This is a genomic window from Stutzerimonas tarimensis (genome assembly GCF_042648805.1).
Taxonomy (GTDB): domain Bacteria; phylum Pseudomonadota; class Gammaproteobacteria; order Pseudomonadales; family Pseudomonadaceae; genus Azomonas; species Azomonas tarimensis.
Window position 1 is genome coordinate 165,492 of the sequence record NZ_JBHRXZ010000024.1, and the last position, 23,748, is coordinate 189,239.

At 64.1% G+C, this 23,748-nt stretch carries 30 protein-coding genes; 6 read left to right on the plus strand and 24 right to left on the minus strand.

All coding sequences use genetic code 11. The features are described from left to right. Position 1: 1 nt before the first annotated feature. The 3 genes from hda to ACFOMF_RS14585 all read right to left on the minus strand — a co-directional run bounded on the left by hda (position 2) and on the right by ACFOMF_RS14585 (position 3,014). Positions 2 to 706, minus strand: coding sequence for a DnaA regulatory inactivator Hda (hda, locus tag ACFOMF_RS14575; protein ID WP_386366145.1), 705 nt, complete (start codon positions 704 to 706; stop codon positions 2 to 4). Between the two features lie 105 nt (positions 707 to 811). Continuing rightward, a complete protein-coding gene (locus tag ACFOMF_RS14580) occupies positions 812 to 1,882 on the minus strand; it encodes an AI-2E family transporter (protein ID WP_386366147.1) in 1,071 nt (356 codons plus the stop codon). Between the two features lie 58 nt (positions 1,883 to 1,940). After that, a complete protein-coding gene (locus tag ACFOMF_RS14585; protein WP_386366149.1) occupies positions 1,941 to 3,014 on the minus strand; it encodes a DUF2066 domain-containing protein in 1,074 nt (357 codons plus the stop codon). A gap of 200 nt (positions 3,015 to 3,214) precedes the next feature. Here ACFOMF_RS14585 and purM point away from each other — a divergent pair, with 200 nt between their 5' ends. The 4 genes from purM to ACFOMF_RS14605 are packed head-to-tail and all read left to right on the plus strand — an operon-like array spanning position 3,215 to position 6,318. Then, positions 3,215 to 4,273 carry a phosphoribosylformylglycinamidine cyclo-ligase gene (gene purM / locus ACFOMF_RS14590; protein ID WP_386366151.1) on the plus strand — a complete coding sequence of 353 codons (1,059 nt, stop codon included), beginning with the start codon at positions 3,215 to 3,217 and terminating at the stop codon, positions 4,271 to 4,273. Continuing rightward, positions 4,273 to 4,929: a phosphoribosylglycinamide formyltransferase gene (gene purN / locus ACFOMF_RS14595; protein ID WP_386366153.1), complete on the plus strand. Its 657-nt coding sequence runs from the start codon at positions 4,273 to 4,275 to the stop codon at positions 4,927 to 4,929. Before purM ends, purN begins: the two co-directional genes overlap by 1 nt. Then, the gene (locus ACFOMF_RS14600; RefSeq protein ID WP_386366156.1) at positions 4,930 to 5,640 is read left to right on the plus strand and encodes a DUF3108 domain-containing protein; all 711 of its coding nucleotides are present in this window, start codon (positions 4,930 to 4,932) and stop codon (positions 5,638 to 5,640) included. Between the two features lie 24 nt (positions 5,641 to 5,664). Further along, the gene (locus tag ACFOMF_RS14605; RefSeq protein WP_386366159.1) at positions 5,665 to 6,318 is read left to right on the plus strand and encodes a COG3650 family protein; all 654 of its coding nucleotides are present in this window, start codon (positions 5,665 to 5,667) and stop codon (positions 6,316 to 6,318) included. Between the two features lie 39 nt (positions 6,319 to 6,357). On the opposite strand, the gene ACFOMF_RS14610 is transcribed toward ACFOMF_RS14605, so the two are convergent. The 7 genes from ACFOMF_RS14610 to ACFOMF_RS14640 all read right to left on the minus strand — a co-directional run bounded on the left by ACFOMF_RS14610 (position 6,358) and on the right by ACFOMF_RS14640 (position 12,759). Then, the gene (locus tag ACFOMF_RS14610; protein ID WP_386366161.1) at positions 6,358 to 6,687 is read right to left on the minus strand and encodes a Na+/H+ antiporter subunit G; all 330 of its coding nucleotides are present in this window, start codon (positions 6,685 to 6,687) and stop codon (positions 6,358 to 6,360) included. An 11-nt stretch (positions 6,688 to 6,698) separates the two neighbouring features. After that, positions 6,699 to 6,968, minus strand: a complete 270-nt coding sequence (locus ACFOMF_RS14615) for a K+/H+ antiporter subunit F (protein ID WP_386366163.1) — start codon at positions 6,966 to 6,968, stop codon at positions 6,699 to 6,701. Beyond that, the gene (locus tag ACFOMF_RS14620) at positions 6,953 to 7,456 is read right to left on the minus strand and encodes a Na+/H+ antiporter subunit E (protein WP_386366165.1); all 504 of its coding nucleotides are present in this window, start codon (positions 7,454 to 7,456) and stop codon (positions 6,953 to 6,955) included. The genes ACFOMF_RS14615 and ACFOMF_RS14620 overlap by 16 nt, the downstream gene beginning before the upstream one ends. After that, entirely contained in the window at positions 7,453 to 8,964 is a 1,512-nt protein-coding gene (locus tag ACFOMF_RS14625; protein ID WP_386366167.1) for a monovalent cation/H+ antiporter subunit D, read from the minus strand. The genes ACFOMF_RS14620 and ACFOMF_RS14625 overlap by 4 nt, the downstream gene beginning before the upstream one ends. Beyond that, positions 8,961 to 9,290 (minus strand): Na+/H+ antiporter subunit C, encoded by a 330-nt coding sequence (locus tag ACFOMF_RS14630; RefSeq protein WP_386366169.1) that lies wholly within the window; start codon positions 9,288 to 9,290, stop codon positions 8,961 to 8,963. The genes ACFOMF_RS14625 and ACFOMF_RS14630 overlap by 4 nt, the downstream gene beginning before the upstream one ends. Further along, positions 9,290 to 12,079 carry a monovalent cation/H+ antiporter subunit A gene (locus ACFOMF_RS14635; protein ID WP_386366171.1) on the minus strand — a complete coding sequence of 930 codons (2,790 nt, stop codon included), beginning with the start codon at positions 12,077 to 12,079 and terminating at the stop codon, positions 9,290 to 9,292. Before ACFOMF_RS14635 ends, ACFOMF_RS14630 begins: the two co-directional genes overlap by 1 nt. Before the next feature lie 218 nt (positions 12,080 to 12,297). Further along, positions 12,298 to 12,759, minus strand: coding sequence for an outer membrane lipoprotein (locus tag ACFOMF_RS14640; RefSeq protein ID WP_386366173.1), 462 nt, complete (start codon positions 12,757 to 12,759; stop codon positions 12,298 to 12,300). A 150-nt stretch (positions 12,760 to 12,909) separates the two neighbouring features. Between ACFOMF_RS14640 and ACFOMF_RS14645 the strand changes: the two genes are divergently transcribed. Beyond that, the gene (locus tag ACFOMF_RS14645) at positions 12,910 to 13,197 is read left to right on the plus strand and encodes a hypothetical protein (protein WP_386366175.1); all 288 of its coding nucleotides are present in this window, start codon (positions 12,910 to 12,912) and stop codon (positions 13,195 to 13,197) included. Here the strand turns inward: ACFOMF_RS14645 and pdxH are convergent. The 4 genes from pdxH to ACFOMF_RS14665 all read right to left on the minus strand — a co-directional run bounded on the left by pdxH (position 13,145) and on the right by ACFOMF_RS14665 (position 16,080). Next, positions 13,145 to 13,792: a pyridoxamine 5'-phosphate oxidase gene (gene pdxH / locus ACFOMF_RS14650; RefSeq protein WP_386366177.1), complete on the minus strand. Its 648-nt coding sequence runs from the start codon at positions 13,790 to 13,792 to the stop codon at positions 13,145 to 13,147. The two genes, ACFOMF_RS14645 and pdxH, sit on opposite strands and share 53 nt — an antisense overlap. A gap of 96 nt (positions 13,793 to 13,888) precedes the next feature. After that, complete coding sequence (locus ACFOMF_RS14655) at positions 13,889 to 14,509, minus strand: OmpA family protein (RefSeq protein ID WP_386366179.1); 621 nt, start codon at positions 14,507 to 14,509, stop codon at positions 13,889 to 13,891. A 123-nt stretch (positions 14,510 to 14,632) separates the two neighbouring features. After that, positions 14,633 to 15,781, minus strand: coding sequence for a serine hydrolase domain-containing protein (locus ACFOMF_RS14660; protein WP_386366181.1), 1,149 nt, complete (start codon positions 15,779 to 15,781; stop codon positions 14,633 to 14,635). 2 nt (positions 15,782 to 15,783) lie between these two features. Next, on the minus strand, positions 15,784 to 16,080 hold the full coding sequence (locus ACFOMF_RS14665) for a GIY-YIG nuclease family protein (RefSeq protein WP_386366856.1): 297 nt from the start codon (positions 16,078 to 16,080) through the stop codon (positions 15,784 to 15,786). Between the two features lie 73 nt (positions 16,081 to 16,153). Here ACFOMF_RS14665 and ACFOMF_RS14670 point away from each other — a divergent pair, with 73 nt between their 5' ends. Then, complete coding sequence (locus tag ACFOMF_RS14670) at positions 16,154 to 16,636, plus strand: asparaginase domain-containing protein (protein ID WP_386366183.1); 483 nt, start codon at positions 16,154 to 16,156, stop codon at positions 16,634 to 16,636. 25 nt (positions 16,637 to 16,661) lie between these two features. Here the strand turns inward: ACFOMF_RS14670 and flhB are convergent, their stop codons facing one another. From flhB to ACFOMF_RS14720, 10 genes are all read right to left on the minus strand, one after another. After that, complete coding sequence (flhB, locus tag ACFOMF_RS14675) at positions 16,662 to 17,798, minus strand: flagellar biosynthesis protein FlhB (protein ID WP_386366185.1); 1,137 nt, start codon at positions 17,796 to 17,798, stop codon at positions 16,662 to 16,664. Between the two features lie 15 nt (positions 17,799 to 17,813). Continuing rightward, positions 17,814 to 18,590: a flagellar biosynthetic protein FliR gene (fliR, locus tag ACFOMF_RS14680; RefSeq protein ID WP_386366187.1), complete on the minus strand. Its 777-nt coding sequence runs from the start codon at positions 18,588 to 18,590 to the stop codon at positions 17,814 to 17,816. Next, positions 18,590 to 18,859 (minus strand): flagellar biosynthesis protein FliQ, encoded by a 270-nt coding sequence (gene fliQ / locus ACFOMF_RS14685; RefSeq protein WP_386366190.1) that lies wholly within the window; start codon positions 18,857 to 18,859, stop codon positions 18,590 to 18,592. Before fliQ ends, fliR begins: the two co-directional genes overlap by 1 nt. 10 nt (positions 18,860 to 18,869) lie before the next feature. After that, positions 18,870 to 19,634, minus strand: coding sequence for a flagellar type III secretion system pore protein FliP (gene fliP / locus ACFOMF_RS14690; RefSeq protein ID WP_386366192.1), 765 nt, complete (start codon positions 19,632 to 19,634; stop codon positions 18,870 to 18,872). Continuing rightward, positions 19,634 to 20,044, minus strand: coding sequence for a flagellar biosynthetic protein FliO (fliO, locus tag ACFOMF_RS14695; RefSeq protein WP_386366194.1), 411 nt, complete (start codon positions 20,042 to 20,044; stop codon positions 19,634 to 19,636). Before fliO ends, fliP begins: the two co-directional genes overlap by 1 nt. Position 20,045: 1 nt before the next feature. Next, positions 20,046 to 20,510, minus strand: a complete 465-nt coding sequence (fliN, locus tag ACFOMF_RS14700) for a flagellar motor switch protein FliN (RefSeq protein ID WP_386366197.1) — start codon at positions 20,508 to 20,510, stop codon at positions 20,046 to 20,048. A 37-nt stretch (positions 20,511 to 20,547) separates the two neighbouring features. Further along, positions 20,548 to 21,519 (minus strand): flagellar motor switch protein FliM, encoded by a 972-nt coding sequence (gene fliM, locus ACFOMF_RS14705; protein ID WP_386366199.1) that lies wholly within the window; start codon positions 21,517 to 21,519, stop codon positions 20,548 to 20,550. 12 nt (positions 21,520 to 21,531) lie between these two features. After that, complete coding sequence (gene fliL, locus ACFOMF_RS14710; protein WP_386366201.1) at positions 21,532 to 22,035, minus strand: flagellar basal body-associated protein FliL; 504 nt, start codon at positions 22,033 to 22,035, stop codon at positions 21,532 to 21,534. 130 nt (positions 22,036 to 22,165) lie between these two features. Further along, positions 22,166 to 23,317, minus strand: coding sequence for a flagellar hook-length control protein FliK (locus ACFOMF_RS14715; RefSeq protein ID WP_386366203.1), 1,152 nt, complete (start codon positions 23,315 to 23,317; stop codon positions 22,166 to 22,168). Between the two features lie 65 nt (positions 23,318 to 23,382). After that, entirely contained in the window at positions 23,383 to 23,721 is a 339-nt protein-coding gene (locus tag ACFOMF_RS14720) for an Hpt domain-containing protein (RefSeq protein WP_386366205.1), read from the minus strand. Positions 23,722 to 23,748: the final 27 nt, after the last annotated feature.

A 23,748-nucleotide genomic window follows, 5' to 3' on the forward strand; every position in this document is an offset into this window, starting at 1 on the left:
CTCACCAGCCCAGGGTTTCCTTGAGAAAGGGAATGGTCAGCTTTCGCTGCGCCTGCAGCGAAGCCTGATCGAGACGATCGAGCAACTCGAACAGCCCGTTCATGCTGCGCACACCGCGACTGAGAATGAATCGCCCTACATCATCGGGCAGGCTCAGGCCACGGCGCGATGCGCGCAGCTGCAGCGCACGCAGCTTGTCTTCATCCGACAGACCACGAAGCTGGAACACCAGCGAGAGGCTCATCCGCGACTTGAGGTCCGCCAGCTGGACGGCCAGCTCCCTGGGCGGCACACTCGCCGCCAGCAGCAGCCGCCGGCCACTGTCGCGCAGACGATTGAACAGGTGGAACAGCCCTTCTTCCCACGCCCGGTCGCCAGCCACTGCATCGAGGTCGTCGAGACAGACCAGCTCGCTCTGCTCCAGGGCGTCAAGAATGACCGGGCCATGTTCGGCGACCTCGGCGAGCGGCAGGTAGACCGCCAGTTCGCCACGCTCCTCCATGCGCAGGCAGGCCGCCTGCAACAGATGGCTGCGGCCAACCCCGTCGCGCCCCCACAGGTAGATCAGCTCGTCGGTCCAACCGGCTTCCGGCGAGCACAGGCGCTCCACATAGCCCAGCGCGGCGGCGTTGGCGCCCGGATAGTAGTTGGCAAAAGTGGCGTCATCGCGCAGCCGCACGCCGAGAGGAAGCTGAATGGGTTTCATGGGCGTCGGGAGACATCCGGCATCGCGAACGGGGCCGCGTGGAGGCTGGGAAGTCTATAGCCTTCCTCCGGGGGTGTCACGGACGTGCCCAGCGCCAGCCCGCACTCATGCCCTGGGCGGCGAGTCGCCGTACAGCTCCGACAGCTTGTAGCTGTCATGAGCATGGCGCAGCAGCACCATGATCACCGCGGCGACGGGCAAGGCAAGCAGCACGCCGGTGAAACCGAACAGTTGCCCGCCGGCGAGAATCGCGAAGATCACCGCCACCGGATGCAGGCCGATGCGGTCCCCCACCAGCAGGGGCGTCAGCAGCATCCCTTCTAGCAGTTGCCCCACGCTAAAGACTGCGAGCACGCCCAGCAACGGATAGATATCGAATCCCGACTGGAACAAGGTGGCCGCCAGCGCCGCGGTGATACCCACCAGAAAGCCCATGTAGGGGACGATGCTGGCGAGGCCGGCAAGCACTCCGATGAGCAGGCCAAGCTGCAGCCCCACGAGCATCAGGCCCGCTGCGTAAACCAGCGCCAGGGCCAGCATCACCAGCAGCTGACCGCGCAGGAAGGCACCCAGCACCTCGTGGCATTCGGTGGCCAGCAGAACCACGTGGCCCTCGCGACGGCGCGGCAGCAGCGCGCGAAGCCGGGCGAGAATCAGGTCCCAGTCGCGCATCAGGTAGAACCCGACCACCGGCACCAGCAGCAGGTTGCCGACCCAGACAAGCAGGGCGAGGCCGGACCTGGTGGCATGACTGACCAGCACGCCGAGGATATCGGTTGTGCTGCCCAGGTGCCCGGCGACCGCGACACGCAACTGGTCGAAATGCCAGAAGCCCTCCTCCAGCCCGAAGCGCGCCTGGATCCAGGGCAGCGCGACAAGTTGCAGCCAGTCCAGGCCCTGTGGTGTGAGCTGATACAGGTAGCTCAGCTGGCGAACGAGCAGCGGTACCAGCACCAGCAACATGAGCAGGAACAGCAGGGCGAACAGCGCGAACACCAGCGCTACGCCCCACGTCCGGGACATCCCCAGGCGCTCGAGCCGATCGACCAGCGGATCGCCGAGGTAGGCCAGCAACATGCCCACCAGAAAAGGCATCAGGATCGGCCTGAGCAGGTAGATGAGCCCGGCCAGCAGGACCAGACCGACCAGCCAGAGCCAGCGGTTAGCAGAGGACATCAGGTCTCGACTCCCTTCGAAAATGAATGCCGACCCTTTGCGCGTCGGCGGCAATGCCCTACCAGCGGTAACGCAGGCGCATGACGGACTGCTCTGGCACTGACGGTGTCTCGGCTACGCTTTCTTCGGCACCGTCCAGGGCCTGATCTGCTTCGTCCAAGGGTTGGGTGGCATCGACCGGGTCGGCCTCGACCGGCACTTCGTACAGACGTGCCAGCGCCAACTGCGAGCGCAGCTGCTCGGGGTCGGCTTCGAGCCGATAGATCAGCCGATCCGCCTCCATCTGATGCAACTGCCCACCCAGCGGTTGCAACAAACGGTTCAGCTCAGCAAAGCGGGAGATGTCGGCGCCTTCAATTTCAAGCAGGATGGGCTCTGCCTGGCCTGGCGCGCTGACAAACAATGGCGCAATGAAAGCATGCGCCTCGCGCATCACCTCGTCGGCCAGCGCCTCGCGGCTGTCGGCAGATACCTCGCCCTGCTGCTGCCGGTCACCAAGCCAGAGCTGCCAGGCGGCACGCCATTGTTCGTCGCCACCCTGGGCATGGACTGCCAGCAGGGCATCGGCGTCGTAGCGAGCGGCGTGGCTCTCGAGTTCATCACTGCCTTCTCTGATCGCCTCCGGGGTGATGGACAACTGCTCGGTGAGATCAGCCAGCGGCAGACGCAACGGCAAACCACGATACTGTGCCGCGGTCCTCAGCGTCTCGGCCTGACGCTGGCCATCACCTATCAGTTGCGTGCCGACATCGTCTTCGTTCAACCACCAGGTCAGCAGCACCGGGCGATCCGGCCCCCATATGCCCAGACCGGCCTCGCGCAGCACGCGCTGGACCGACGCCGCATCGAACTCGACCAGCAACGCCTCGCCACGGGTACCGAACTGCCGGACCAGCTCGCGCGGCTCATCGCGCAGGGCCTTGAGCGCGTCGCTGCTGACGGCTTGCGGATCGCCGGTCAGGCGCAGCACGAGGGTATCGAAGGCGCGGCGCAACTGCTCCTCACGCGCCTCGTCCTGGTCAGCGCGAATCGGCTCGCGAACCTGATACAGGCCTTCCAGCGGTTGCGCCAGCGCCGGCAGGATCGGCAGCGACGCGAGGCACAGGACCAGACAGCGAACAAATGGGCGCATGGAATCATCTCTCGGAAGGGCAGGCCAGGCAGGGCGAGCGGACGCAGACGCACTACCTTAAACAGCTACCCCCGGCAGGGCAACCGGAGCCGCCGTGGCGGGATAGGCGCTGTGGGGCAAGCCTGATAAAATCGCCAGCCTTTCAGGGCCGGTCCCGCTACCCGGTCGACTCGCAATTCCTTCACGGGCCCCTATCTTCTATGAGCAAGCAACCCTCCCTCAGCTACAAGGACGCCGGTGTCGATATCGATGCAGGCGAAGCGCTGGTCGAACGCATCAAGGGCGTCGCCAAACGCACCGCACGGCCAGAGGTGATGGGAGGCCTCGGCGGTTTTGGCGCCCTCTGTGAAATTCCCGCCGGCTACCGTCAGCCCGTACTGGTGTCGGGTACCGACGGCGTCGGCACCAAGTTGCGACTGGCGATGGACCTGGGCAAGCACGACAGCATCGGCATCGACCTGGTGGCCATGTGCGTCAACGACCTGGTCGTCTGCGGTGCCGAGCCCTTGTTCTTTCTTGATTATTACGCCACTGGCAAGCTCAACGTGGACATCGCCGCGCGGGTCGTCACCGGCATCGGCGAAGGTTGCGAGCTTGCCGGCTGCTCGCTGGTGGGCGGCGAGACCGCCGAGATGCCCGGCATGTACGAGGGTGAGGACTACGACCTGGCCGGTTTCTGCGTCGGCGTCGTGGAAAAGAGCGAGATCATCGATGGCTCCAGGGTGCAGGCCGGCGACGCCCTGATCGCCCTGCCCTCGTCCGGCCCGCACTCCAATGGCTATTCGCTGATCCGCAAGATCATCGAAGTCAGCGGCAGCGACGTCGCCGCTACCGAGCTCGACGGCATGCCGCTGGCAGATCTGCTCATGGCGCCGACGCGCATCTATGTCAAGGCGCTGCTCAAGCTCATCGCCGACACCGGGGCGGTCAAGGCGATGGCGCACATCACTGGCGGCGGCCTGCTGGACAACATTCCCCGCGTCCTGCCCCAGGGCGCCCAGGCGGTCATCGACATCGCCAGTTGGAACCGCCCTGCGGTATTCGACTGGCTGCGCGAGCAAGGCAACGTCGAGGAAAACGAGATGCACCGCGTCCTCAACTGCGGGGTGGGCATGGTCATCTGCGTGGCCCAGGAGCAGATCGACGCCGCGCTGGCGAGCCTCAAGGGTTCAGGCGAGTCGCCATGGGTCATCGGTCACATCGGCCTGTGTGCCGACGATCAGCCACGCGTGGCGCTGAACAACCTGAAACGCCACTGATGCGCCCTCGCTGCAATGTCGTGGTGCTGATCTCCGGCAACGGCAGCAACCTGCAGGCACTGATCGACAGCCAGGACGAAAGCCACCCCATGCAGGTGCGCGCGGTCATTTCCAACCGTGCCGAAGCCTACGGCCTGCAGCGTGCCGCGACTGCCGGCATCGACACCCAGGTGATCGATCACCGGTCCTATGCCAGCCGCGACGCCTTCGATGATGCGTTGATCAGGGCCATCGACACCTATCAGCCGCAACTGGTCGTGCTTGCAGGCTTCATGCGGATCCTGACCGAGGCATTCGTCCAGCATTATCATGGGCGCCTACTGAACATTCACCCGTCCCTGCTACCGCAGTACAAGGGCCTCGACACCCATCGCCGCGTACTGGCGGCCGGTGATCCTGCACATGGCTGCAGCGTACATTTCGTCACCGCGGAACTGGATGGCGGGCCGGTGGCCGTCCAGGCTGCGATTGGGGTCCATCCCGGCGAGGATATCGCCGCCCTGACCGCCCGTGTTCACGCTCTGGAACACCTGATCTACCCGCTGGCAGTGCGCTGGTTTGCTGAAGGCCGCTTGCGTCTGGGCGATCGAGGCGCGATGCTGGACGGCGAGCCCCTGCCAGCCAATGGCCATGTAGTGAGATCCGAGGAGATTTGAATGCGTCGTGCCCTGCTGCTTGCCCTTGCCGTGCTGGCCATGCCGTTGCAGGCGGTCGAGCTCAAGCCCTTCACCGCCAAGTACACGGCCGACTGGAAACAGGTGCCCATGAGCGGCACGGCCGAACGCCGCCTGAGCAAGCTCGACGATGACCGCTGGCGACTGGACTTCGAGGCTTCCATGCTGGTGGCGAGCTTCGGCGAACGCAGCACCTTCACGCTGGACGGCGACCGTTTCGTGCCCCACGACTACCGCCTCAAGCGCGGCGGCCTGGGCAAGGCGAAGCGGATCGAACACCACTTCGACTGGGCTGCTCGCCAGATAGTCGGCAAGGAGCGGGACAGCGAGCTGCGACTGCCGCTCAACCAGGGGCTGCTGGACAAGTCGACCTATCAACTGGCGCTGCAGTATGACGTGGCCGCCGGACAGCACAGCATGAGCTACCAGGTGCTCGATGGCGACGAGATCGAGACCTACGACTTCCGGGTGCTCGGCGAGGAAGTCATAGAGACCCGTGCCGGTCGGCTCGATGCGATCAAGGTCGAGCGTGTCCGTGATCCGACCCAGAGCAACCGCCAGACCATTCTCTGGTTCGCCAAGGACTGGGACTTCCTGCTCGTCCGCCTGCATCAGGTCGAGCGCGACGGCAAGGCCTACCAGATCATGCTCGAAGGCGGCAGCGTCGACGGCCAGACCGTCAAAGGCAGCTGAGCCGTGATGCCTGGCAAGCTGACCATGAAGTCGCCGCTACTGCTCGCCGGACTGCTACCGCTGCTGGCAGGCTGCCAGGCCCTGGTGGGGCGTGACCTGCCCACCCCCGAGCACCCCGGCGAACGCTGGCAGGGTGAGGTCATCCGACAGGACAGCCGCTTCTGGTTCAGCCCCTGCGGAGATGGCCGCCGGTTCGAGGTGGCAGGCCTGGATAGCCTGTTGCAGGAAGCGGCAGAGCGTCGTTTCCCGCTTTTTCTCGACATGCGTGCCCGGCTGGGGACGAGCGATGCGACCGGCGCCGACGGCCGACTGACCTTCACCCGTCTCTACCGGCTGGAGAACGAGGGACCTGGCTGCGCGGACCCCAACTTCAGACAGATGATCCTGCGTGCCGGTGGGCATGAGCCGGGTTGGCAGATCGAAATCTCCAGCCAGGGCCTGCTGCTGCAGCGCCTTGGCGAAGCACCGCGCGCCCTGCCCTATCTCGAGGAACAGCTGCCCGAGGGCAGGCTGAGCTTTTCCAGCGAGGCCGATGGCGAGCAGCTCGAGCTGTGGATCGCGCCGCAGCGCTGTGAAGACAACGCCAGTGGCGCGCTCACTCACCTCACCGCCACATTCCAGCAGGGTGGACAGTCCTATCGGGGCTGCGCCTACCTCGGAGGTGCGCGCAGCGACTGAGCCGTCCGTCTGCCCTCGCGCCGTCAGCGTTCTGCCCACTCAGTCCCAGGGTTTGCCCTGGGTCTTCTCATTCTGCTTCAACCTCAGCTGCATGGCCGCCTTGGCCAGCATGTGGGCACTGACTGGCGCAGTGATGAAGAGAAACAGCGTCAGCAGCAGTTCATGCAGGCTCAGGCTGTCGCCGCGGACACTGAAGAACAGCAGTGACGCGATCACGATGGCGCCAACCCCTAGCGTGGTGGCCTTGGTCGGGCCATGCAAACGGGTATAGAAGTCCGGTAACCGATACAGGCCAATTGCACCGATCAGCATAAAAAGGCTACCGATTAGCAGCAGCAGGCTCACCAGAATTTCCACCAGCAAGGGCATGCGCAAGCTCCTCAGTCGATGATGTCGCCATGGAGCAGGTGCTTGGCCACTGCTACCGTGCCGACGAAGCCCATTACCGCGATCAGCAGAGCGGCCTCGAAAAACAGATCGGATCCCAGCCAGATGCCGAAAATGACGATCAGGGCCAGGGCGTTGATATAAAGCGTGTCCAGCGCGAGCACTCGATCCGGCATGTCGGGCCCCAGAAACAGCCTGACCACCGTCAAGACTGCCGCCAGCCCCAGCAACACCAGACAGAACAGGATTACGGCGTTGAGCATTGGAAGATCTCCAGCAGCGGGGCCTCATAGCGCATCTTGACTTCCGCAGCCAATTTTTCCGGCTCCGGTGCGTCCAGCGCATGGATCAGCAAGGTCTTGTGGTCTGGGCTGAGCACCGCGGAAACCGTTCCCGGCGTCAGCGACAGGACGCTGGTCAGCACGGCGAGCACAAACTCGTCCTCAATCTCCATGGGCACTTCCACAAAGGCGGGCCGAAGCTTGTGTGTCGGCCCGAGCACCAGCCTGGCCACCTGCAGGTTGGCTGTGACGATGTCGCCGAGCACTCGCAAGAAGAACTTGATGAGCTTGAGTGGACTGCGCACGTCCGGCACGCTAATCAGAAACTCCCTGCATAACATCGAGATAACCCAGCCGAGGAATACCCCCAGAAGCAAATGTCCGAAGCTCAAGGTATTGTTGAGCAGCAGCCACAGCAAGGTGAGAAACACCGTCAGGCTGGGGCTCGGTAACCAGCGAGAGCGCGTCACAGTTCACCTCCCCACACGATCTGCATGTAAGGCCCGAGGTCTAGGATCTGATCCACCGCCGCACTGATGTAGGCCTGCAGAGGATTGGCTGCAACCACCAGCCAGAGACTGCAGGAAAGCAGCGCCGCGCAGGCCAGCAGGCGTACCGGATCGCTTTTGTCTGCCTGACACTGCGGTGCGGGCTCACCGGCTGCGCGCCAGAAGATCAAGCTTCCGGTCCGGCTGCTGGCGATCACCATCACCAGCCCGCCGAGCAGCACCACCGCCCACAACGCCACCTGGGAAACGCCTGACTCGGCGGCGCGCAACAGCATGACCTTGCCGAGGAAACCGGAGAATGGCGGTAGTCCGACCACTGAAATAGCGCCAACAAAAAACAATGTTCCTAGCAACAGGGGCTGGCGGATGCTGGCATAAGTCACCATCTGGCCGCCTGCTGGGCCACGCTGGCGGATGACCAGGTCAGCCAGCAGGAAGAGCCCGCCTGCAACCAGGGTACTGTGAATGAGATAGTACAGGGCCGCCTTGAGCCCTGCCGCGCTGCCCATGGCAATACCAGCAAGCAAGGTGCCCACCGATACCACCACCAGATAGGCCAGCATGCGCTGGAAATCACGCGCCGCCAGTGCACCCAGCACGCCTAGAGCCAAGGTCACGAGGGCCAGGGGCCAGAGCCAAGCGTTGGCCATGTTCGCGAGATCGCCCGCCTCGCTGCCGAACACCAGAGTGAACACCCGCAGGATCGCGTACAAACCAATTTTAGTCATGATCGCGAACAGGGCCGCTACTGGCGCAGTCGCCGACGCATAGGCGCTGGGCAACCAGAAGTGCAGCGGCAAGATCGCTGCTTTCAGTCCGAACACCACCAGCAACAAGAACCCGCCTGCGGCGAGCAAGGGCGAGACATCCGGGCCTGCCGCTGCGACACGCGCCGCCAGGTCAGCCATGTTCAGGGTGCCGGTCAGTCCATATAGCAAGGCGATGCCGATCAGGAACAGCGAGGAGCCCAGCAGGTTGAGCACCACATAATGCAACCCCGCCCGCACACGCCCCGCGCCATGGCCATGCAGCAGCAGCGCGTAGGAGGCGATCAGCAAGATCTCGAAGAACACGAACAGGTTGAACAGGTCGCCAGTCAAGAAAGCACCGTTGATTCCCACCAACTGGAACTGGAACAAGGCGTGGAAATTGGGTCCCCGTGCATCATCGCCCCGCGCGGCGTACAGGAGTGCAAAGGCCGCGAGTACCGCGGTGGTGGTCAGCATCAAGGCGGCAAGCCGATCCAGCACCAACACAATGCCGAACGGCGGCTGCCAGTTGCCCAGGGCGTAAACGCGAAGTTGCCCGTCCCCGGCAAGCATCAGCAGCAACACCGATATCGGCAGCAGCGACCAGCACGCCAGCAACGATAGTAACCGCTTGGAGTGCAACCCCAGACGATGCGCGAGCAGCAGCAAGCTGCCGGCGAACAGAGGAATCAGGACGGGCAGGATTACCGCATGGTTCATTCGCGCGGCTCCCGGCCATCGACATGATCGGTGCCGAATTCGCCAATGCTGCGCAACGCCAGCACCGTGACGAAGGCGGTCATGGCGAAGCCGATGACGATGGCGGTGAGCACCAGCGCCTGGGGCAGCGGATCACCGTACTCGGCATTATCGGCAATGACCGCTGGGACCCCCGTGGACAGGCGACCCATGGCAAAAATGAACAGATTGACCGCATAGGAAATGAGCGTCAGCCCCATCACCACCGGGAAGATGCGGGCACGCAACAGCAGATACACGCCACTGGCGGTCATGATCCCCAACGTGATCGCGAACAACGCCTCCATCACTCATACTCCTTGCAGATGTCCTGGCCGACATGCCCGATGTTGGACAGGATCAGCATGGTCGCGCCAACGACAGTGAGATAGACGCCAAGGTCGAAGAGCATCGCCGTGGCCAGTTCGAACTTGCCCACCAGGGGCAGATAGAAATAGCTGAACGCCGTCGTCAGGAACGGGTGGTCGAAGAGCAGACTGCCGAGCCCGGTGAGCGCTGCAATCAGTACGCCAGCTCCTGCCATGCCGTGATAACTGTAGCGCTGCCGCTCCTGAGTCCAGACCACCCCGTGGGAGACGTATTGCATGATCAGTGCCACGGCCGTCACCAGGCCAGCGATAAAGCCGCCGCCGGGCAGGTTGTGACCACGCAGGAAGATGAAGACGGAAATCAGCAGCGCCAGCGGCAGCAGGACACGGGTCAGGGCGTCGAGCAGCATCGGGTGCGGGTCAGGCGACCAGGCCCGGCCGGAGTAATCGTGCTGGGCATGGGGCAATTTGAGGCCGTGAAGGAGGCCGAAGATTCCCACCGCGGCAACGGCGAGTACGGAGATCTCGCCCAAGGTATCGAAGCCACGGAAATCGACCAGGATCACGTTGACCACGTTGGTCCCGCCGCCTCCTGACACGCTGTTCTCCAGGAAGAATGCGGAAATGCTGTCATAAGGCCGGGTCATCACCGCGTATGCCAACAGGGCCACCATCACGCCGCCCCCTGCTGCCAGCAAAATGTCGCGGAAGGTACGGACGCTGCTGGATTCGACGGGCGTGCGCTCGGGCATGAAGTAAAGTACCAGGATCAGCAGGATGACCGTGACCACCTCGACCGACAGCTGCGTCAGGGCCAGATCCGGCGCCGAGTAGCGGGCGAACGCCAGGGCCACCATCAATCCTGCGGCGCTGAGCACGATCAGCGCCACCAAGCGCCGGCGATGGAGCAGCGCAGTCCCGAGCGAGGTGATCGCCAGAATGCCAAAGCCCAGCACGGTAATGCCATCCAATGAGGTCAGCGCCACCGACCCGGCCAGCGACTGCAAAGGCGTCAGCGAGACGATGACCAGGACCAGCGCGCTGATCAGGGTAAGCGCCAGATAGCGCTGCAGCGAGCCGTTTTCCAGCGCACCGGTCAGGCGGCCGGCGCCTGCGGTAAAGCCATGCATGGCCTGCTCGAAAAAGCGCAGCGCATCGGGCTGCGGCATGCCCTCGTACCAGCGGAACATCGGCCGACGCAGCAGATAGATCATCAATCCGCCACCCATGGCGATAAAGCTCATGATCAACGGCAGGTTGAAGCCGTGCCAGATCGACAGGCTGTACTCGGGAACTTCGGCATTGAGGCTGGCCCCGACCGCCGCGCCGAGCAATGGCGCCACGGTCAGCCCTGGGAGCATGCCGACCAGCAGGCATAGCAGCACCAGCACCTCGACCGGAATCTTCATGTAACGAGGAGGTTCGTGCGGTGGATAGTTGGGCAGATCGACCGGCTCGCCATTGAAGAAAACGTCATGGACGAAGCGCAGCGAATAGGCTACCGAGAAGGCGCTGGCCATGGTCGCCGCCACCGGGATGATCCAGTAGAAACTGCCGAGCAGGTGCTGCTCGAGGGTCTCGGCGAAAAACATTTCCTTGCTGAGAAAACCATTGAGCAACGGCACGCCGGCCATGGCCAGCGAGGCGACCATGGCCAGCAAGGCGGTATGCGGCAGGTACTTCCACATGCCGTTGATCTTGCGCATGTCGCGCGTACCGGTCTCGTGGTCGATGATCCCCGCCGCCATGAACAGCGATGCCTTGAAGGTCGCGTGGTTGATGATGTGGAAGATCGCCGCCACCGCCGCCAGACGAGAATCGAGCCCGAACAACAGGGTGATCAGGCCCAGGTGACTGATGGTGGAATAAGCCAGAAGTCCCTTGAGGTCATGCTGGAACAACGCCAGCACCGCACCGAAGACCAGGGTCGCCATCCCGGTCATGCTGACCAGGTAGAACCACCACTCGGAGTTGGCCAGCGCCGGATACAGACGCGCCAGCAGGAACACGCCGGCCTTGACCATGGTCGCCGAGTGCAGGAATGCCGAGACTGGCGTGGGCGCAGCCATTGCCCGCGGCAACCAGAAGTGGAAGGGAAACTGTGCCGACTTGGTGAATACCCCGAGCAGGACGAGGATCAGTGTCAGCGGATAGAGCGAGTGGGCGCGGATCAGGTCGCCCGAGGCGAGCACCTCGGTCAGCTCGTAGCTGCCGACGATGTGTCCGATGAGCAGTATCCCGGCCAGCAGCGCCAGCCCCCCGCCTCCGGTGACCGTCAGGGCCATGCGGGCGCCTTGCCGAGCATCCTGGCGGTGATTCCAGAAGCCGATCAGCAGGAACGACGACAGACTCGTCAGCTCCCAGAACATGAGCATCAGTAACAGGTTTTCCGACAGCACCACGCCGAGCATCGAGCCCATGAACAGAAGGAAAAAGCCGAAGAAACGACCCATGGGGTCGCTCTTGGAGAGGTAATAGCGGGCGTAGAGGATGACCAGCAGGCCGATGCCTAGAATCAGCAGGGCGAACAGAAAGCCCAGGCCATCCAGGCGCAGGCTGAGGTTCAGCCCCAGCTCAGGCAGCCAGGAAAGCCGGACGATCTCCACCTCGCCGGCAAACACCTCGGCGCGCTTGCTCATCAGCAGGATCAGCGCAGCCAGAGGAGCCAGGGCCGCACCGGCAGCGCAGGCGGAGCGTCCGGCACGGGCGAACAGCAACGGCAGGCATATCCCTAGAAATGGCAGAGCGATAATCAGCGCAAGCGCCATGAATAACTCCTTAACGGCTCCTCACAAGGGCCGGAACAGTGCCCTGCAATGGGCTAGAGCGCCCGGTAGACTACAGGTAGGGCGGGCGCGCGTCGATTATCCATATCGATCAGCGCCGCACCATCGATGAATTATTCTGCAAAGAAAAAGGCGTGCCTTCTACCCCCTGAGGCAAAAGGACACGCCTTGTCTGGCGCGAAAGTGCCGCTACATTGAGCTTATGGCGATACGCGGCTGGTACCGTTGACGGTCAGGATGCGCACCCGCTGACCTACCCGGAACACCTGATTCGGCTCAACCGCCTGTACATAGGCACGGGTATTGCCGTCGTCCTCCCGGACGATGATCTCGACGCCATCCGTGCGGGTGATCCCCTCTTCCGCCGCGGCTCCGGCCATACCGCCGGCCACAGCTCCAATCACAGCCGCCACGGCACTGCCACGGCCACCGCCGACGCCACTGCCGGCGATGCCGCCGACCACGGCGCCCGCACCGCTGCCGATGGGCGTCCTGGTTCCTTCGATACGCACCGGTCGCAGCGACTCGATGGTGCCCAGGCGCACCGTCTGGACCGAACGCGCCTCAGCGCGGGAATAGGTGTCCCCGGTCTGGGTGGCGGCACAGCCACCCAGGGTGAGCATCAGGCCCGCCAGAGGAACGATGAACAGAGACTTACGCATGACATACTCCTTACCGCCCTGGCCGGGTCGGCGTGATGAGGCTGCTCTTGGCAAGCGACACGGCTTGGCGCAGCATTGACGACTCTACTCTACGTGAGCGCCGCTACGGACAGCGCCCAGTGGTCGTGCAGCAGAGGTGAGACCTTTTCAATGGATTACTTCATTATCGTTGTGACCACGCTCGCCGGCATTCTCTTTCATGCCTGGCTCTTCGTGCTGTTCCGGCGCTGGGTCGACCGCGATCTCGCGCTATCGATCGCCGGAGAAGACCCCGCGCGTCGCGAATGGATGCTCGAGCGCCTCGCCCAGTCGCGGCAGTTGAAGATTCGGCGCCGGGACCTGGAGGCGTGGCTACGGAGCCAGGCCGCCGCCGGGGCTCCCGCTGTCAAGGTGCCAGCCGCTCCCTTGCCCAGTGTTGGCCAAGCCGACGGTAATTGAGGCGGTCGTGCAGACGGCTTGGCCGTCCCTGCCAGAATTCGATCCGCTCCGGCAGCAGGCGATAACCGCCCCAGTGCGGTGGACAGTGGGGCGGCTCTTCGATGAAACGTTGCTCGGTCTGCGCCAGTAGCTGCTCCAGCTCGGCGCGCCCGCGCAATACCCGGCTCTGCGGCGATGCCCAGGCCCCCAGGCGGCTGCCCAGCGGGCGAACTTGATAATAGGCTTCGGACTCGGCCGGCGAGACCTTCTCCACCTTGCCCTCGATGCGCACCTGGCGCTCCAGGGCCGGCCAGAAAAACGTCATGGCCGCCGAGGGGTTGGCCAGCAACTGGCGCCCCTTGTCGCTTTCATAGTTGGTAAAGAAAGTGAACCCCCGGTCATCCAGGGCCTTGAGCAGCAATATCCGGCAGTGCGGCCGCCCCTGCTCGTCCACCGTCGCCAAGGTCATGGCGTTGGGCTCGACAGGCGCCTGCTCGGTGCGCATGGCTTCATCGAACCAGAGATTGAACAAGGCGAATGGATCATCGGGGGCGTTGCTTTCGCTGAGTCCGTCACGGGTGTAATCGCGACGCATATCGGCGAGGGACTGGGTCATGGCAGGACTTCCTGGAGAGGGAAGCACAGCTTATGCATTCGCCTCGCCCGACTCAACGCGGCCGACAGGCGCCAGCAGTTGGCGCCTGTCGTCTCGTCATTTGCCCGCTTCGCTGACGGCCGCCAGTTGCTCGCCAGTCTCGATCGGCTTCTCGAAGCTGCTCGCCAAGGTAGCCAGCGCCCTCTGCGGGAGAAGCACCATCTCGATGCGGCGGTTCTGCGCACGTCCCTGCTCGCTGGCGTTGTCGGCGCGCGGCGCATCGGCACCGAGCCCCTTGATCATCAGGCGGTCGTGCTTGAGGCCACTCATGCGGAAAATCGCGCCAAAGGCACCGGCCCGGTCACGGCTCAGGGTGCGGTTAACGGCATCGTCCACATCACCATGGCCGAGCAGCATCACTGCCGCCTCATGATCGTTCTCCACGAGCTTGGCCACCTTCGTGATGGGACCAAGCACCGCTGGCAATAGCATGCTTGGACGATCCGGGTTGAAACTGCTGTCCACGGGCGCCGTGACGATAACCTGAGCATCGTTACGCGACACTTCGAAACGGCTGTCCTTCAGGGCTGACCGCAAGTGGGTCTCGTATTTGTCGAGCCAGGCGGCCTCGACCTTCGGCGTTTCGATCACCGAAGCGACCGGCTCTGCCGTTTCCTTGGAACTGCAGGCGGCAAGGGAGATGCAGAGAATCAGGGTCGCGCTCTTGAACAACTTCATGGGCCAGTCCGTCGGGTCGGTTCTGATAAGTGGGGAGACATGCGAAGCGTAGCTAGGTTTCACTTGAATTACCTCAACCAACGTCTTCTTTCATAAACAATAAATCGGACTTCTGACAAACGGCTAGGAGAGGCAGTCGCCTACCGCCTGTGCCAACGCCTGGGCACGAGGATCCATCATGACGTAGGGCCCCAGGGTGTTGGTCACGAAGCCGAAGGCCACCTGCCGCTCAGGATCGGCGAAACCCAGGCATCCTCCTGCTCCCGGATGGCCGAAACTTGCCGGCCCCATGCCAAAGGTCGCGCCAGGCTGGCCTGGCTGATCCAGCCAGCAGCCCAGCCCGTAGCGCGTCCTCGCCAGCAGCGTCAGATCTTCGCCGAGGCTGTGCTCGCGGGTCATCTCGGCGAGCAGCTCGGGAGCCAGCAGGCGACCGTCCAGCAGCGCGGCGTAGAAGCCTGCCAGCGACCGGGCGTTGCCATGCAGGTTGGCGGCCGGCAGTACGCTCCGCTGCCACTCCGGCTTGTTGCCACTATTGAGAAAGCCCGGCGGGTTGCCAAAGGCGCGCCCCACGAGCGAGGCCGGATCGGCCGCTACGGCCTTCATCAGGCGTTGCGCACCCTCGTCACCGAAATCGTTGCGTACCCGACCGAGGTAGGCCGTTCGCGCCATCGCCTCGTCGCCGAGGCCAAGATGCAGGTCAAATCCCAACGGCCGTGCCACACGGGCGATGATCGCCTCCCCCGGTGCGCGACCGTCTACCAGGCGAAGCAATTCGCCCAGGATCCAGCCGAAGGTCATCGGCGCATAGCCCTGGCCATCGCCGGGGGTCCACCACGGCCTTTCCTCGGCCACTGCACAGGTCATGCGCTGCCAGTCATATAGCGCCTGGGCGGGTAGCGGCTCGCGCAAAGCCGGCAGACCCGCCCGATGACAGAGCACCTGGCGCAGGGTGATGGCCTCCTTGCCGTTGCGGCCAAACGCCGGCCAATAGCCTGCCAGCGGCGCGTCGAGCGCCAGCCGACCCTCGGCAACGAGCTGCAGAACCGAAGTCGCGGCGAGGGTCTTGGAGCAGGAAAACAGGTTGACCAGCGTGTCGCTGTGCCACACGGCTTCGTTGGCCGCATCCACCGTACCGGCCCATAGATCCAGCACCGTCTCGCCGCCGACCTGAACGCAAAGCGCCGCGCCACGCTGGCGGTTGCCCTCGAACAGACTGGCGAAGGTGTCACGAACCGACTCGAACCTCAGATCGAAATATCCCTGAACCTGCACGCTCACACCCCATGATCAGCGGCGACGGGCCCAGCGGCCTCGCCATTGGCGGCCAAGGCCTCTTTCGCGGCCTTGCTCAATTGCTTGATCGCATACTCGCGCCGCAGCGCCTCGCCTTTTCCAGCGCAGCTTTCGACATAGGCCAGCGCCACCGCAGGGCTCGAGCGGAAGAACCGCGCACCGCGTCCGGCCCGATGGGCATCGAAACGCCGCTGGACGTCGTCGCTGATACCACAGTAGAGGGCGCCATTGGCCGCCCGGACGAGATAAACGAACCAGGGTTTGCTCGCCGCCGTCATCGATACATCCACCCACGGGAAAACGTCCACACAGAGGCTACACTGCGCGGACTGGATCAGACGGAAAGCTTGCATGAATCTTCAGATCTTCACCACCGGCGGCACCTTCGACAAGCTCTATTACGATGCGCTCTCCGATTTCCAGATCGGCGACCCCACCGTGGATGACCTGCTTCGCGAGGCCCGGGTGGACTTCAGTTACAGGGTCGACAGTCTGCTGAAAAAGGACAGTCTCGACCTCACCGATGAGGACCGCGCGCTGATCCGCGATCAGGTCGCCGCCTGCGAACACCGGCACATTCTCATCATCCACGGCACCGACACCATGACCAACACCGCCGAGGCGCTGCGTGGCATCGCGGGCAAGGTCATCGTGTTCACCGGATCCATGCAACCGGCGCGCATGCGCCAGAGCGATGCCCCCTTCAATCTGGGGCTGGCCATCGGCGCCCTGCAGTTGTTGCCGGACGGCCTCTACATCGCCATGAGCGGACAGGTGTTCGAAGCCGGAAAGGTCAGGAAGAACCGGTCCGAGGGGCGCTTCGAGGGGCAATGACGGTGCGGCCCGGCTACTGGGCAGCTCATTCGTCCCGACGCAGGTCCGGCGGGATCGGCAGCTTGCCCAGCGGGTCGGGACGCCTTCCCTTGCCGGCCTGGTACTGGCGCAGCTGATAGACGTATGCCAGCACCTGCGCCACGGCCAGGTACAACCCCGCCGGGATCTCGCGGTCGATTTCGGTCGAGTAGTACACCGCCCGGGCCAGCGCCGGGGACTCGAGTACCATGACCTTGTGCTCGTTGGCGATCTCGCGGATCTTCAACGCCGTGAAGTCACCCCCCTTGGCCAGCACCACCGGCGCTGCGCCCTTCTCCGCGTCGTACTTCAGGGCGACGGCGAAGTGGGTCGGGTTGGTGATGACCACATCGGCCTCCGGCACCGCCTGCATCATCCGGCGGTTGGCCAGCTCGCGCTGGACCTGGCGAATGCGTGACTTCACCTCCGGCTTGCCCTCGGTGTCCTTGTACTCGTCGCGCACTTCCTGCTTGGTCATCATAAGCTTCTGCTTGTTGTCCCAGAGCTGGAAAGGCACGTCGACGGCGGCGATGAGGATCAGCCCGCAGGCCATCCAGAGCGCGCACCAGCCAATGATTTCGGCGCTGTGCAGGATGGCCCGATCGAGCGGTTGCTTGGCGATGGACACCAGATCGTCCTGATAGGCCGCAAGCACCGCCAGGGCAACCGCCAGCACCACGAGAAACTTGCCGAGCGCCTTCAGCAACTCGACCAGTGCCTTGGCGGAAAACATCCGCTTGAGCCCGGCCGCCGGGTTCATCCGGCTGACCTTGGGCGCCATGGCCTTGGCCGAAAACAGCCAGCCACCGAGCGACACCGGCCCAATGATCGAGGCGAGCGCCAGCGCCACCAGCAGGGGCAGTATCGCCTTGAGCGCCGCCAGGCCACTGCCGGCCAGCAGCATGCCCATGGCGTCCGGTGCCAGCAACGCCTCTCGGCTCAGGGCGAAATTGCTCTGCATGATGCTCATCAGGGTCAGTGCCAGGCCCTTGCCGGTGATCAGCAGGGCACCGATGCCGCCGAGGGTCACGGCGACGGTGCTGAGTTCCTTTGAGCGGGCCAGTTGGCCCTTCTCGCGGGATTCCCGGAGGCGTTTCTCCGTAGGTTCCTCGCTCTTGTCGGCCCCGCTCTCGCTTTCAGCCATCAGCCCGTCCTCCCATCAGCCTGCACCTGCCAGTTCACGCAACCACAGCAGCGCATCGGTCACGAATACCTGGTACTGGGCCATGATATCGGCCATGCCGATCCAGACGATGGCCAGCCCGAGCACCAGGGTCAGCGGAAAGCCGATGGCGAAGATATTCAGCTGCGGCGCCGCGCGGGTCATCAGGCCGAACGCGAGGTTGATCACAAGCAGCGCTGTGATCGCTGGCAGGACCAGCAGCAGCCCGGCCCCCAGTACCCAGCCGAGGCGGCCGGCGATCGCCCAGAAGTGATTGACCGAAAGGCCTTCGCCGACCGGCAGCGTGACAAAGCTTTCAGCGAGGATCTCGAGGGTCACCAGATGGCCGTTCATGGCAAGGAACAGCAGCACCACCAGCATGTTGAAGAACTGCCCGAGCACAGGCACCGAGATCCCGTTGGCCGGGTCCATCATCGAGGCGAACCCGAGGCCCATCTGCATGGCCAGCAATTGGCCGGAGACGATGAACAGGTGGAAGAACAGCTGCAGCGAGAAGCCCATCATGACGCCGATCAGCACCTGCTCGGCAATCAGGTACAGCGCCCGGACGCTGATCAGCTCGACCTCCGGCATCGGCCCCAGGGTCGGCACCAGAACGATGGCGATGGCCAGCGCCAGGTACAGCCTGACCCGCATCGGCACCAGTTGGGTGCCGATGATCGGCATGCTCATCAGCAGCGCGGCGACGCGAAACAGGGGCAGCAGGAACTGCGCGACCCAGCCGCCGATCTGAGCGTCGCTGAGCGCCAGCATCAGCCGATCAGCATCGGGATGTTATGGACCAGGTTTTCGGTGAACTCCATCATCTGACGAACCAGCCAGGGGCCGGCCCAGATCAGCGTGAGCAGCATCACCAGCAACCGTGGCAGGAAGCTCAGGGTCTGCTCGTTGATCTGGGTAGCGGCCTGGAACATGGCCACCACCAGGCCCACCAGCAGGCTGGGAAGTACCAACAGCGCCACCATGACGGTGGTCAGCCAGAGTCCCTCGCGGAACAGGTCAACCGCGACTTCAGGGGTCATCCGCGCGCTCCTAGAAAGTACCGAAACTGCCGGCCAGGGTGCCCATGATCAGCCCCCAGCCATCCACCAGCACGAACAGCATGATCTTGAACGGCAGCGAGATGATCAGCGGCGACAGCATCATCATGCCCATCGCCATCAGCACGCTGGCCACCACCATGTCGATGATCAGGAAGGGAATGAAGATCATGAAGCCGATCTGGAAGGCGGTCTTGAGTTCGGACGTGACGAAGGCCGGCACCAGGATGGTCAGGGGGACGGCGTCAGCGCTTGGTATGTCGGTACGCCGCGACAACCGGACAAAGAGTTCCAGGTCGGTTTCACGGGTCTGCGACAGCATGAAGTCCTTTAGCGGCACCTCGGCGCGGGCGATGGCCTCTTGAGCGGGGATTTCCTCGTTCAGGTAGGGTTGCAGCGCCGCCTCGTTGATGCGGTCGAACACCGGCGCCATGATGAACAAGGTGAGAAACAGCGCCAGGCCGACCAGGATCTGGTTCGACGGCGTCTGCTGCAGGCCGAGCGCCTGGCGCAGGATCGAGAAGACGATGATGATCCGCGTGAAGCTGGTCATCAGCATGACGAACGCCGGGATGAAGCTCAGCGCTGTCATGATCAGCAGGATCTGCAGGCTGACCGAATACTCCTGCTGCCCTTCGGGATTGGTCGACAGGGTGATCGCCGGGATCGACAGCGGATCGCTGGCAGCGGTCTGCGCAGCGGCCAGCGGCGCCGCCAGGCTCAGCAGCAGGAAGATGAACAGACGCCAGGGGGACATTACGACTTGTCCTTGTGATCCTTGCCGAGCAGCTCCATGAGCCGTTGGGCGAATTCAGGGGTGGCCGGCTCGGTCGAGGGCGGCTCGACCGGCTCGGTGAGTACGTGCAGCGGCGTGATGCGCCCGGCGCTCAGGCCCAGGAGGATTTGCTCCTTGCCTACCTGGACCAGCACCAGGCGGTCGCGCGGGCCGAGGTGCTGGACCGCCAGGGTGCGGATCAGCTGGCCACCGCCGGGCTTGAACTGCTGCATGCGTCGCAGCATCCAGCCGAGGCCGAAGATCAGACCGACCACCAGCAGCAGGCCCAGCAGCATGCGCGTCAGCTGACCGACGACATCGCTGCCGGCGGCCGGCTCGGCGGCCAGCACCGGCCAGCTGACCAGCAGCACAGCGAACAGGACGGTGCGCACTTCAGCGCAGCTTCTGGATGCGTTCGCTGGGACTGATCACGTCCGTCAGGCGAATGCCGAACTTTTCGTTGACCACCACCACTTCGCCGTGGGCGATCAGCGTACCGTTGACCAGCACATCGAGCGGCTCGCCCGCCAGGCGGTCCAGCTCCACCACCGAGCCCTGGTTGAGCTGCAGCAGGTTGCGGATGTTGATCTCGGTCGAGCCGACCTCCATGGAGATTGTCACCGGGATGTCGAGGATCACGTCCAGGTTGGGCCCGTCCAGTGTCTGGCGCGGATTGTTCGGCCGCGGCGAGGCGCCAAACTCTTCGATGGGTGCCTTCGGCGGCGCCGAGGCCGACGCCTGATTCATCAGGGCGTCTATGTCGTCCTGGCTGGCATCTCCGGCCTCGGCCAGGGCGCTGGCCCACTCGTCGGCCAGCGCCTGCTCTTCACTGGTCATGTTTTCTTTCTCGTCTGCCACTTTCGGATCCTCGACAATGCCGCGCCTGGGGCACGGCTCAACGCATGACTTCGATGGGGGCGATCACCTGGAGCGCCAGGTTGCCCTTGTGGGCGCCCAGCTTCACCTTGAACGCCGGCATGCCACTGGCACGCATGATGATGTCTTCCGGCATCTCCACGGGGATGACGTCGCCGGGCTGCATGTTCAGGATGTCGCGCAGCTTCAACTGGCGGCGTACCAGGGTCGCGGCCAGCGGCACCTTGACGTCGAGAATGTCCTCGCGCAGCGCCTTGCTCCAGCGCTCGTCCTGATCGTCCAGGTCCGACTGGAAACCGGCATCGAGCATTTCCCGGATCGGCTCGATCATCGAATAGGGGAAGGTGACGTGCATGTCGCCACCGCCGCCGTCCAGTTCGACGTGGAAGGTCGACACCACCACCACCTCGCTCGGGCCGACGATATTCGCCAGCGCCGGGTTGACCTCGGAGTTGAGGTACTCGAACTCGACGTTGAGCAGTGCCTGCCAGGCCTCCTTGAGGTCGACGAACATCTGGTCCAGCACCATGCGCACCACGCGCAGTTCGGTAGGCGTGAACTCGCGCCCTTCGATCTTGGCGTGACGGCCATCGCCGCCAAAGAAGTTGTCCACCAGCTTGAACACCAGCTTGGCGTCGAGGATGAACAAGGCGGTGCCGCGCAGCGGCTTCACCTTCACCAGATTGAGGCTGGTGGGGACGTACAGCGAATGCACGTACTCACCGAACTTCATCACCTGCACCCCACCGACTGCCACATCGGCGCTGCGCCTGAGCAGGTTGAACATGCTGATGCGGGTGTACCGGGCGAAGCGCTCGTTGATCATCTCCAGGGTCGGCATGCGGCCGCGGACGATGCGCTCCTGGGTGGTCAGGTCATAGCTCTTGACGCCGCCCGGCTCGACATCGCCATCGGTATCCACCAACCCGTCGTCGACGCCGTGCAGAAGCGCATCGATCTCGTCCTGGGAAAGCAGGTCTTGTACGGCCATCTTTGGCAGCCCTTATTGCAATACGAAGTTGGTGAAAAGCACTTGCTCGATGGCCAACTGGCCAGTCTCCTGCTGGGCCAGTTCCTGCACGCTGGCCGTTGCCTGCTGACGCAACATCTCCTTCCCCACCGGCGTCATCAGCTGGGCGAAGTCCTGGCTGGAAAACAGCATGACCAGGCGGTTGCGCAACAGCGGCATGTGGGTCTTCAGTGCATCGAGCGATTTCTGGTCCCGGGACATCAGCGCAACGCTGACCTGCATGTAGCGCGGGCGATTGTCGTGCCGGTAGTTGATGACGAAGGCCGGTGCCAGCGCCTCATAGATGGCTGGCTGGGCGACTGGTGCAGCGGCCTGATCCGGTTCGGCATCACTGTCCTTGCTCAGCAGGAACCAGGTGACCGCCACGGAAATGCCGGCTACCAGCAACAGCGCCACGACCCCGAGGATGATGAGTTTGAGCTTGCCGCCGCCGTTGCCGTCACCAGGCGCTTTTGCCGCCTTGGGTTTCTTTGCCATGCCAGTAATCCGTCATCTTCTTGGGTTTGACCCGGGTTCAACACAGGGGTAGCAACACGCGGGCCAGGAGTATCAGGTAGCAGGCGACCCTCGTAAACGGGCCGACAGAAGGCAACCGCAGAAATCTGCTTCAGGCGTAGTAATCCACCAGCCCGCGGGCCCCGTCCGAGCGATCGGCGGCCAGCTCGATCACGCCCGTCGCCAGGTCCTCGCTATCATCCTCTGCTGCAGATCTCGAGCCGCTGCCGTGGCCCTGCCCCCCCTGCGAGGCCGAGTGGTCCGAGACGCTGGCGTCCGCAAGGCTGAGGCCCTGCTGGGCGAAAAGCTCGCGCAAGCGATGCATCTGCGCTTCCAGCGCATCACGAACATGGGCGTGCGGGCTGAGAAAGGTGACCTGGGCCTGGTCCTTGCTGATCTCGATACGCACTTCCATCCGTCCGAGTTCAGCCGGATCGAGCTGGATCTCTGCCGACTTCAGGTTCTGGCTCGACATCCACATGACCCGCTCTACGACGGCTTCACTGAAACCCGCCTGCTGCGGGCCAAGCGGCGCGCCCGGCAGCCGCTCGGTAGGCGTGACGGGAGTCGGCGCGGGCATCAGCGATGGGACCGGGCGGCCCGGGGCCGCGTCTCTCGGGCTTGGAGCCAAGAGTTCGAGCTCGGTCTCGCCCGCTTCGGACCCAGCCTCGGTAGCCTCGCCTGCCAGCGCCGCCAGGGCGGCGCCGAGCACCTCGGCCTCGCCGTCAAGCGCCGTAAAGGGCTCAGCGACCCCCTTGCCAGCCTCGCGTAGGCAGGGGTCAGTCAGCAGAAGCTCTGGCGCTGCCTCGGATCCGGCAGGCGCCTGCACGACAGGTGTCATCAGGGACCAGATGAACAGCGGTTCGCCAGCGCCCGAAGGGTCTCCGTCCTCAGCGTTCTCGCCGCCTCCCGACGCCGACCATCCTACAGGTGTCGTATCGGTGACGCCCGTGAGCACGAACGCGGCACCTTCTGCCCCCGTCGGTGACGGTTCCATGGCGCCTGACGCTGCGTCGACGGCTTCGGCTGGCCGCTCGGGATCTCGCCGGGTCGCCCCTGCCGCGGACGACCGCTCGCCTGACTGGATCTCCGGGGTCCGCTCCGGCGCCCTGCTGGCGCCCTCGGTGGGTCTGGCCTGGCGCTCCCGGTCATAAACCCTGGAGAAGCTGGAAGGCTCGTCGCGCCTGGCCTCGGCCCCCTTGGCAGGAGGCAGGTTACGGGGTTCGGCAGGCGTCGGAAGCAGCACGTGTGGAAGAAGGGCCATGGCAGCAGTCACGTCAGGGGATTCAGCCGTGACGAAGCAAGGTTTGCGCCAGGCCGAGCCAAGGGTCAGTCATGGGCCAATAGCAGGCGCCGGACCACAGCGAATTCCTCTTCGACACGGGCGACGAGTTCCGCCGCTGCCGCTAGTTGCCCGCTCCGGCCCAGGTCTTCCAACAGCTGGCAAAGGTGGACCAGCCGTACGGCGCCCAGGTTGCTGCTGCTGCCCTTGAGGCTGTGGGCTGTACGGCGAAGCGCCTCGGCTTCGCCGCTCGCGCTGGCCTGACGCAGGGCCAGAAGGCGTGTTTCGGAGTCGTCGAGATAGGTTTTCAGGAGCAGCGGAAATCCTTCCAGCATGATCTCCCTCAGTGCCCGCAGAGTGCTCTGGTCCAGATGAAGGTCAGGCAACTGATCGCTCCTTGTACAGCTTGCTGC